Genomic DNA, 1868 nt, shown 5'->3' on the forward strand with positions numbered 1-1868 from the left:
CCCCAGATCATAAAGCTTGGCCAGCAGGGTGGATGATTTCATCGGGGCACCATTGTCGGAGTGCAAGACCAATGGCTGCCGCCAGCATTGCTCCACCGTAAAGCCCCTTTGGATGAGCGCAGCGGCATACTCGCCACTCTCCTCCGTATGGACCTCCCAGGCCACCGCCTTGCGGCTGTATAGGTCCTCAAAGAGGTAGAGGTAGTAGTATTGCCCACGCACCGGCGACGGCAAGTACGTGATATCCCAAGACCAGACGGTGTTGGCTGCGGTGGCCGTATGGGTGGTGGGTAACTTCTCCTTGCGGGGCAGGTGCGCCCGACCCCGTCGTGCCCCCATGCCCTCGGCCTTGAGGATCCGGTAGAAGGTGGACTCCGATGCCAGATAAACCCCCTCATCCGCCAGCCGTGGCACAATCTGGGTCGGTGGCAGGTGTGCGGTATCCGGACGATGACAGGCGTCCAGCACCTCCTGCACCTCGGCTTCACTCAGCTTGTTGCTGGGTGCCGGTCGTTCGACCGTCGTGCGGGCATCCGCCTTCACCATTCCCTGCTCCACTGTCCATCGCTGGACGGTACGTAATGATAAGCCCGCTTCTGCGCAGGCCCGCGACCGGCGGGCGCCGCCGTCAGCAGCTTCCTGTATCCATGCGACCAATTGTTGCCGCTCCGGGACCGGGGTTAATCTTCCCCGGCGTCGTCCCCCCAGAGGGCGTTCAATTTTTTTCGCAAGATCAACAGCGCAGCCGCTTCGGCTAAGGCCTTGTCTTTGCGACGCAGTTCCCGCTCCAACTCGCGAATCCGTTTCTGGTCTACACGGCCTTGCGCACCCGCTGTCTGTTTCTGTTGGGTGGCGGCCTGCTGCCCAACAAGGCAGGCCTGCTTCCAAGCCTTTACCTGCTCGGGATACAGTCCCTTCTCCCGGCAATACTGGCTCAACTCCACCTCGGACAGCAGGGCCGTTTCCACCACCGCTGCCAACTTGGACTCGGCAGACCAGCCCTCTGCTGTCTTCTTGGTCACTGCACTCATCGCCCCACTCGCTATGGCCTGCTTGCGCCAATGGTAAAGCGTAACATCAGAAATCCCTTCCTGTTTGGCCAGTTCCGCCACGGACAAACTGGTGGGCGGCAACATCTTCTGCAATACAGCGGCCTTACGTTCTGCTGAATAACCCTTCATCTCGATAATCCACTTTCCGCCCCCACCCTACACCTGACTCCATTTCAGAGAGGCGACAACTACCCTGACACCGGGGGCCGGCCATATCGTGAACTGAGCCAACCACCTTACGAGGGGTGAAAAATTGCCCATATGTGCTAGTGGTGTCACTTTCCTGCAGGAAGGTTTCATAAAGACGGGTTTTGAATTCGGGATCCGTATTCTTCAGCGATCCAAATCGGACAAACTTCTTCAGGAATTCATGGAAAATAATATTATGGTCCCGATTCTCTTTCTGCAGCACGATACCGTTAATGACGCTATATCCGTCCATGCCTTCGGGGAAAAGCTCTTTGATGTAAGGGCGGACCACCGTAAAGTATTCCTTGAGTACGGCGTCACGGTTCAGTTCCAGCAGGAAATCCAAGGATACTTCCCGTCCTTTGCTGTCCTTGCGCATCAATCCCAAGTCATTCAAAAATTTGTAAATAAAAAGCTCTACAAAAGTAGCCAGGCAATCTTCCGGCTTATCTGCTTTCAAGCGCCAAATTGTTTGCCAGACGCTGGCCGACAGAGCAGTAGGATTGACCTTTTTGTTTTCAAGGACCAGGCCAGTCCGTGGATCGAAATTCTTGATGACATAAAGGATCTCGGCGACCACTGTCTCATCATCGAAGTTGAGAACCTGCGGCATAGGTTTGCCATCTT

General features: G+C 55.9%; 1 protein-coding gene and 1 pseudogene. Both read right to left on the reverse strand.

Annotation, left to right across the window (positions count from 1 at the left end):
* Nucleotides 1-1181, reverse strand: a pseudogene (locus tag AC2VLY_RS09185) (IS3 family transposase); the annotation flags it as partial.
* Nucleotides 1156-1868 (reverse strand): hypothetical protein (locus AC2VLY_RS09190; RefSeq protein ID WP_486922138.1); only part of this gene is annotated, 713 nt, incomplete at its 5' end. The pseudogene AC2VLY_RS09185 and the gene AC2VLY_RS09190, both read right to left, overlap by 26 nt.

Source organism: Acidithiobacillus sp. TH-A36 (assembly GCF_057473445.1).